Below are 7,441 nucleotides of genomic sequence, written 5' to 3'. Positions count from 1 at the left end.
CCCTCGAAGGCCGGGCCCAAGCCGCCGACGAGCACCAAGGAGGTCGAGGTCAAGCACGCCGTCGACGAGCCGCCGACCGTCACCGGGGTGCGCTTCGCCGAGCACGGAGGATTCGACCGGGTGGTGATCGACCTGAAGGGCGGCCTGCCGGGATACAGCGTGCGGTGGGTGCCCGAGCTCGTCCAGGACGGGTCGGGCGAGCCGATCGACGTCCGGGGCGGGGCCTACCTCCAGGTGTCGATGCACCCGGCCGGCGCGCACACCCAGTCGGGCAGCCCGACCTGGGTGGGCGGGCCGATCTTCCAGGCCGCGCTGGGCAACGTGCGGAACGTGGTCAAGACGGGTGACTTCGAGGCCGTGGTCGGCGTGGGCATCGTCCTCGACCGCAAGGCGGCCTTCCGGGTGACCGAACAGAAGAAACCGGACCGGCTGGTCATCGACGTCGCGCACTGAGAGCGGTGACAGACTGGTCTGATGGCACGCAAAATCGACAGCGCGACGCGGATCCCCGTCCCCGGCGGCAAGACGATCGACGAGTACGTCGGCAGGGTCAACAGCGACGACAGCCGGATCTCGATCGCGCACATGAAGGCCCCGGCCGGGTGGGACGAGCCGGCCCAGACACCGGAGTTCGGCGAATACACGCTGGTGCTCAAGGGGACGGTCATCGTGGAGCACGAGGGCGGCACGACCGAGGTCAACGCCGGGCAGGCGTTCGTGAGCGAGCCGGGGGAGAAGATCCGCTACAGCTGCGGCCCCGAGGGCGCCGAGTACGTCGCCGTCTGCGTCCCCGCCTTCTCTCCCGAGTCCGTCAACCGCGACGGATGACCGTCGAGTCCGTCGACCGCGGCGGACGTCCGTCGAGTCCGTCAAGACCGTCGACCGCGACGGACTGCCGCGCGGCGGCCGTGTGGCGCGCGGTCCCCGCACCGCCGTGAACGCGGGGCCCCCGCCCTCCGCCGAGGCCCTCATCGGCGGGAGCGGGAGGCCGCGCCGTACGTCGCACGACCGGCACACGGCCGCACATGCTCGCAAGATCGGTGATTAGGCACCCGACGGTAAGGTGATGAGATGAGTCAGCTACCCACCCTTGAGGAGATACGCCGGGCTCCGAAGGTATTGCTCCACGATCACCTTGACGGTGGCCTGCGGCCCGGGACCATCATCGAGCTGGCCGCCGGATCGGGCTACGACCGGCTGCCCACGACCGACACGGACGGTCTGCGGGCCTGGTTCCAGGAGGCCTCCGACTCCGGCTCGCTGGAGCGCTACCTCGAGACCTTCGACCACACGGTCGGCGTCATGCAGACCCGCGAGTCGCTGGTCCGGGTCGCCGCCGAGTGCGCCGAGGACCTGGCCGCCGACGGCGTCGTCTACGCGGAGGTGCGCTACGCGCCCGAGCAGCACACCTCCGCGGGCCTCAGCCTCGAAGAGGTCATCGAGGCCGTGCAGGAGGGGTTCAGGGCCGGCTCCGAGGGCCGTGGCATCCGGGTGGGCACGCTGCTCACCGCGATGCGCCACCAGGCCAGGTCCAGGGAGATCGCCGAGCTGGCGGTCCGTTACCGCGACGTCGGCGTGGCGGGCTTCGACATCGCGGGAGCCGAGGCGGGCTACCCTCCCACGCGCCACCTCGACGCCTTCGAATACCTCCAGCGCGAGAACGCCCACTTCACCATCCACGCCGGCGAGGCCTTCGGCCTGCCGTCGATCTGGCAGGCGATCCAGTGGTGCGGCGCCGACCGTCTCGGCCACGGCGTCCGGATCATCGACGACATCACGGTGTCCGGCGAGGGGGAGGCCAAGCTCGGCCGCCTCGCGGCCTACGTCCGCGACAAGCGCATCCCGCTGGAGATGTGCCCGACCTCCAACCTGCAGACCGGTGCCGCGGCCTCCATCGCCGAGCACCCGATCGGCCTGCTCCGCAGGCTGAACTTCCGCGTCACGGTCAACACCGACAACCGGCTGATGAGCGCGACCTCCGTCTCGGAGGAGTTCGCCAAGCTGTCGGAGGCCTTCGGCTACGGCTGGGACGACATGCAGTGGTTCACGATCAACGCCATGAAGTCGGCGTTCCTGCCGTTCGACGAGCGTCTGGCGCTCATCAACGGTGTCATCAAGCCCGGATTCGCGCGCCTCAAGTGGCAGTCGTGAACGGGTCCGCACGAGTGGAGTGAACTCGATGAAGCAGGTGTTCCGGTCGAGGACCGCCCTGGTCCTCGGCTGGATCTGGATGGCGTTCGCCGCGTTCAACGCGGTGGATCTGATCGTCCGCTACAGCGGGCCGTCCTCGCTGGTCGCCGCCGCGGTGCTGGGGGTGCTGACCGCGCTGGTCTTCATCGCCTGCCTGCGTCCGGCGGTCGTCCTGACCGAGGACGGCGTGCTGGTCCGCAATCCCCTGAGGAACGTCTCCGTGCCGTTGGCCGGGGTGGACGAGGTCGTGGTCTCCCACTCGATCAAGATCACATCCGGCGGGGAGAGCGTCCGCTGCTGGACGCCGCAGACCTCGGCCCGCGAGCGGGCGGCGGCCGTACGGCGGGGGAACTCCGCGAACACCGGTGGCCGCTACAAGACCGAGCCGACGCGCTCGAAGGGGGAGCAGGCGGCGGCCGAGGCGCTGGCGGGCAGGACCCACGCCGACTGGGTCGCCGAGCAGATCACCGAGCGGGCCGAGGCCGCGAAGCGGGCGGCCGTCCGGAACGCCGAGCGGGTGACCGCCGAGCCCGCCGACGGCGCGGGTACGCGGGCCACCGAGTCCGGCGCCTCCGCCGACGCCACCGGGACCGGGGCCATGAGGGTCACCTGGGCGCCGAGCGCCCTGGCCGCCATGCTGGCCGCGGCCATCCTGGTGATCGCCGCGATCCTCGCCTGATCACGGTGCCCGGCCTCCGGGACCGGCCCCGCCGGACGGGGCCGGTTCTCGCGCGCCCGACAGAGGGCGCCAGGAGTCGAGCAACCGCTCCGGGGTGATCGCTTCGACGCCCTCAGCCGTGACCCCGCTCCGCGAGACGGCGAACAGCGGGGTCGAGGTGTCGGCGCCCGGCAGTTTGGAACGGTGGACAATGAGCTCGCTCAGGTCATGCCGGTCGAACGGCCGGTTCTCCAGCCATTTGATCGAGCCGACCATGGTGATCTTCTTGGCGACCGGCTCGCGATCCGCCCCGACGATGTCGATCTCCGGATCGTTCGTGCGGGTCCAGTAGCCACCGATGGCGCAGGTCCCCTCCGGCAGCCCGTCCATACGTCGCAGCGATTCCCGGATCACCGGTTCGATGGCCGTTCCCCGCCATGATGTCCATGATCGGTGAAACCGGGCGAGAACCAGGTCGCCCCGGTCCCGTTCGATCTCAGGGAGCCAGGGGCCGACGAAAGTGAGCCAGAAACGCAGATGCGTGTCCGCGATGTGATATCTGGTCTCACGTGAAGGCCGGGTGGCCAGCGGAAGTTCGGGGACGACCAGTCGTTTCTCGACCAAGAACTGCAACGCGCGGTTGAGCGAGGCTCTGGGAATGCCCGGGGTCGCGCGGTCTATCGAAGCATGAGTGCGCTGACCCGAGCCGATGGCGCTCAACACGGTCCGGGCCTGGGCATCGGGCGGCAGTTCGGCGGCAAGAGCACGTTCACCGCTGATCACCAGAGACGATGTGGAATCCGTCAGGGCCTCCTGTAGATATTCCTGAACGGAGAGTCCCGGCCGCCATTCCTCGCAGATCATCGGCAAGCCGCCGGACACCAGATGGGCGTCGAAGGCGTCTGCCGCGGTCAACTCCAGCTTTCTGGCCACGTCCGCCGGTGTGAGCGGTCTGACCACCATCTCGGTGGCTCGCATGTAGAAGGGTCTGTCGTACTGGTTGATCGCCTCCATCATCGACAGGTCCGAGCCGATGAGGATGAGCAGCACCGGACGGTGGGAGAACTCCCGGTCGAACAGCACCTGCAGGACACTTTCGAGGTCAGGGCTGCTTGCGATCAGGTAGGGGAGCTCGTCGAAAACCACGATGCTTGGTGAGTCCCGGGGAAGAGCGGCCACCAGAAGGCGTAGCGCGGCATCCCAGGAGTCCGGTGACTGCCCGCCCATGAGCTGGGCTCCGGGAAGGTCGGATGCGGCGCCGGCGCTGAGGAACCTCTGAAGCTGCTGGCCTTCCGGTCCTCTGGCGGCGGAATAGAAGAGATGGGGGACGCCCGAGCGCCGGATGAACTCTTCGGCCAGGCGCGACTTGCCGACGCGGCGGCGACCTCGCACCAGGATCGCTCGTCCCGGCCTTTCGATGCGGCCCCCCGCCTCGACCTTGTCCAGCAGCCGCCGCAGTTTGCCCAGCTCATGGTCTCTTCCGATGAACCCGTCCACCGCTCTCCAATGGTCTCATCTGTGAGAGTCTCAAAGTTGAGACTCTCACAGATGAGACCATCGGGCATGAGAGTCTCACCGGAAACTCTTGAGGGTGAAGGCTCCGGCGTCAGCGCTGTCCGGTCAAAAGGAGGCCCGTCCCGGGGCCGGGGTCACAGGCCGAGGGCGGCGGAGAGGTCGGCCTTCAGGGCGTCGAGGTCCTGTACGGCCTGCGTCCGGGCGTCGGCGACCTCGCCGGTGACGGGGACGACGACCTCCAGGTAGCACTTGAGCTTGGGCTCGGTGCCCGAAGGGCGGACGACGACGCGGGCGCCGCCGGACAGGCGGTAGCGCAGGCCGTCGGTGGGCGGCAGGCCGGCGGAGCCCTCGCTCAGGTCGTCGGCGGACTCGACCTCGCGGCCCCCCAGCTTCACCGGAGGCGTGGCGCGCAGGCGGGCCATCGCGCCGGTGATCAGGGACAGGTCGTCCACCCGGACCGAGAGCTGGGAGGTGGCGTGCAGGCCGTAGCGGCGGGCCTGGTCGTCGAGGAGGTCGAGCAGGGTGCGGCCGTCGAGCTTGGCCTGGGCGGCCAGGCCGGCGACGGTCAGCGCCGCGCCGATGCCGTCCTTGTCGTGCACGGGCAGGCCCGAGTCCGCGCCGACGCTGTATCCCAGGGCCTCCTCGTAGCCGAAGACCAGCCCGTCCCCGGCCTTCATGATCCACTTGAAACCGGTGAGGGTCTCGGCGTACCGCACGCCGTGCCCGGAGGCGATCTTGCCGAGCAGGGAGGAGGAGACGACGGTGGTGGCCACGAGACGCCCGTCGCCGGAGGTCTGCCTGATCACGTGCTCGCCCAGGAGGGCGCCCACCTCGTCGCCGGTCAGCATCCGGTAGCCGCCGTCCGGCAGGGGAACGCCCACCGCGCAGCGGTCTGCGTCGGGGTCGTTGGCCAGCACGATGTCCGCGCCGACGCTCCGGGCGAGCTCCAGTGCCAGGTCCATCGCGCCCGGCTCCTCCGGGTTGGGGAAGGCGACGGTGGGGAAGTCCGGGTCCGGGGCGGCCTGGGCCTCGACGGTCGCCGGGACCTCGAAGCCCGCGGTCCGGAAGGCGTCGTCCAGCGTGCCGCCGCCCACCCCGTGCAGCGGGGTGTAGGCCACCCGCAGCTCGCGGGCGTCGCCGAGCGGGAGCGCGGTCACCGCCTCCAGGTAGGCGGCCACGACGTCGTCGCCGAGCGTGGTCCAGGCGGGGTCGGCGGGGGAGCCGAGGGGCAGGCCGGAGACCTGGCCGACGGCGTCGATGGCGGCGGAGATCTCGGAGTCGACCGGCGGCACGATCTGGGAGCCGTCGTTCCAGTAGACCTTGTAGCCGTTGTCCCGGGGCGGGTTGTGGCTGGCGGTGACGGTCACGCCCGCATCGGCGCCGAGGTGGCGGACGGCGAAGGCCAGTACCGGGGTGGGCAGCGGCCGGGGAAGGACGGAGGCGCGCAGCCCGGCACCGGTGAGGACGGCGGCGGTGTCGTGGGCGAAGACGTCGGACTTGTGCCGGGCGTCGTAGCCGATCACGACGTGCCGCCCCGGGCCGAGGACCCGGGCGAGACCGGCGGCGGCGCGCATGACGGTGACCCGGTTCATCCGGTTGGGCCCGGCGCCCAGCTCGCCGCGGAGGCCGGCGGTGCCGAACTCCAGCTTGGTCCCGAACCGCTCGCGCAGCGCGTCCGCGTCGCCGCCGTCCAGCAGCGCCGTGAGCTCGGCGCGGGTCTCCGGGTCCGGGTCCTGGGCCAGCCAGGACTGTGCGAGCCGTACAAGATCGCTGCTCATCGTCACCTCACGCTCCGGGCCGGGACCTGTCCGCCCACCGGCCGCTCCGCCGACTTGCCGGGCCATCCACCCTTACCGGGCCATCCACCGGCCGTTCCACCGTCTCACCGGCTGCGCCGCCGTCTCACCGGGCCATCCACCGGCCTGTCGGCCGCTTTGCCGACCTGTCGACCGTTCCGTCCGACCTGTCGACCGTTCCGCCGTCTCACCGGACCGCTCACCTGCCGGTCCGCCGGGCCCGGAGCGGCGCTCCGACTACAGCTTGCCGACGACCTCGGCCAGCAGGCCGCCCATGCGCGCGGCGGTGGCGCGGCCGACCTCCAGCACTTCCTCGTGGTTGAGCGGCTCGCCCACCAGCCCGGCGCCCGGGTTGGTGACCAGCGAGATGCCGAGCACGTCGGCACCGCCCTCGCGGGCCGCGACGGCCTCCAGCGCGGTGGACATGCCGACCATGTCACCGCCGAGGATCCTGCACATGCGGACCTCGGCCGGGGTCTCGTAGGTCGGGCCGCGGAAGGCCACGTAGACGCCCTCGGCCATCGACGGCTCGATCTCGCGGACCAGGTCGCGCAGGCGCGGGGTGTAGACGTCGGTGAGGTCGACGAAGGTTGCCCCGGTGATCGGGTTGGCGCCGGTCAGGTTGATGTGGTCACTGATCAGCACCGCCTCGCCGACCTCCTGGGTCTCCGGGCGCAGGCCGCCGGCGGCGTTGGTCAGCACGATCGTGCCGGCACCGGCCTTGATCGCGGTCCGCACCCCGTGCACGACCGGGTCCACGCCTCGGCCCTCGTAGAGGTGGGTGCGGCCCAGGAAGATCAGCGCGACCTTGCCCGACCCGGTCAGGACCGCGCGGACCCTGCCCGCGTGGCCGGCCACCGCGGGCGGCGCGAAACCGGGCAGGTCGGTCACCGGGATCTCGGAGATCGTCTCGCCGATCGCGTCGGCGGCCGGCACCCAGCCCGAACCCATCACCAGCGCGACGTCGAACGAATCGACTCCCGTGGCGCTCTTCAGCGCGGTCGCGGCTTCCGTGGCGAGTGCATAAGGGTCATTGCTCACGTTGCAGAGCGTACTCGCCGTTCCTCCCGGATCGGGCCGGACGGCATCCCGGCATGATCGCGGTTCTCTCCCGGCCGGGACGGGCCCGGCACGACGTCCCCGGCCGCCCGGCGGGGAGCCTGCCCGGCCTGTCCATCCGGTACGGCGCGGCGGCGCCGGAGACGCGGTGAACCGGCCGGGGCGCGGAGGCGCGGAACCGGTGCGAAGGACGTGAGGGAACCGGTGAGGGGACGGGGTGAAC

General features: G+C 71.1%; 7 protein-coding genes. 4 read left to right on the top strand and 3 right to left on the bottom strand.

The annotated features are described in order from the left end of the window. The 4 genes from CA984_RS41420 to CA984_RS41405 all read left to right on the top strand — a co-directional run. Positions 1-453: AMIN-like domain-containing (lipo)protein (locus tag CA984_RS41420; protein WP_086578800.1), on the top strand; the 453-nt coding region annotated here is incomplete at its 5' end. Between the two features lie 21 nt (positions 454-474). Next, positions 475-828 (top strand): cupin domain-containing protein, encoded by a 354-nt coding sequence (locus tag CA984_RS41415; protein WP_086578799.1) that lies wholly within the window; start codon positions 475-477, stop codon positions 826-828. A 243-nt stretch (positions 829-1,071) separates the two neighbouring features. Next, a complete protein-coding gene (locus tag CA984_RS41410) occupies positions 1,072-2,151 on the top strand; it encodes an adenosine deaminase (protein ID WP_086578798.1) in 1,080 nt (359 codons plus the stop codon). 28 nt (positions 2,152-2,179) lie between these two features. Beyond that, positions 2,180-2,869 carry a hypothetical protein gene (locus CA984_RS41405; protein WP_086578797.1) on the top strand — a complete coding sequence of 230 codons (690 nt, stop codon included), beginning with the start codon at positions 2,180-2,182 and terminating at the stop codon, positions 2,867-2,869. Here CA984_RS41405 and CA984_RS41400 read toward each other — a convergent pair whose 3' ends face one another. The 3 genes from CA984_RS41400 to CA984_RS41390 all read right to left on the bottom strand — a co-directional run bounded on the left by CA984_RS41400 (position 2,870) and on the right by CA984_RS41390 (position 7,200). Continuing rightward, positions 2,870-4,345, bottom strand: coding sequence for an ATP-binding protein (locus CA984_RS41400; protein ID WP_086578796.1), 1,476 nt, complete (start codon positions 4,343-4,345; stop codon positions 2,870-2,872). A 152-nt stretch (positions 4,346-4,497) separates the two neighbouring features. After that, positions 4,498-6,141 (bottom strand): phospho-sugar mutase, encoded by a 1,644-nt coding sequence (locus CA984_RS41395; RefSeq protein ID WP_086578801.1) that lies wholly within the window; start codon positions 6,139-6,141, stop codon positions 4,498-4,500. A gap of 255 nt (positions 6,142-6,396) precedes the next feature. Beyond that, positions 6,397-7,200 (bottom strand): purine-nucleoside phosphorylase, encoded by an 804-nt coding sequence (locus CA984_RS41390; RefSeq protein ID WP_086578795.1) that lies wholly within the window; start codon positions 7,198-7,200, stop codon positions 6,397-6,399. Positions 7,201-7,441: the final 241 nt, after the last annotated feature.

The organism is Streptosporangium minutum (assembly GCF_002149035.1).
In the GTDB taxonomy this organism is placed as follows: domain Bacteria; phylum Actinomycetota; class Actinomycetes; order Streptosporangiales; family Streptosporangiaceae; genus Streptosporangium; species Streptosporangium minutum.
This window is presented reverse-complemented; position numbering and strand designations above follow the sequence as displayed.

What these genes read in the sequence shown, in the direction of transcription:
- CA984_RS41415 (WP_086578799.1), top strand. Translation starts at nt 475, where the DNA reads ATGGCACGCAAAATCGACAGCGCGACGCGGATCCCCGTCCCCGGCGGC.
- CA984_RS41410 (WP_086578798.1), top strand. Translation starts at nt 1,072, where the DNA reads ATGAGTCAGCTACCCACCCTTGAGGAGATACGCCGGGCTCCGAAGGTA.
- CA984_RS41405 (WP_086578797.1), top strand. Translation starts at nt 2,180, where the DNA reads ATGAAGCAGGTGTTCCGGTCGAGGACCGCCCTGGTCCTCGGCTGGATC.
- CA984_RS41395 (WP_086578801.1), bottom strand. Translation starts at nt 6,141, where the DNA reads ATGAGCAGCGATCTTGTACGGCTCGCACAGTCCTGGCTGGCCCAGGAC.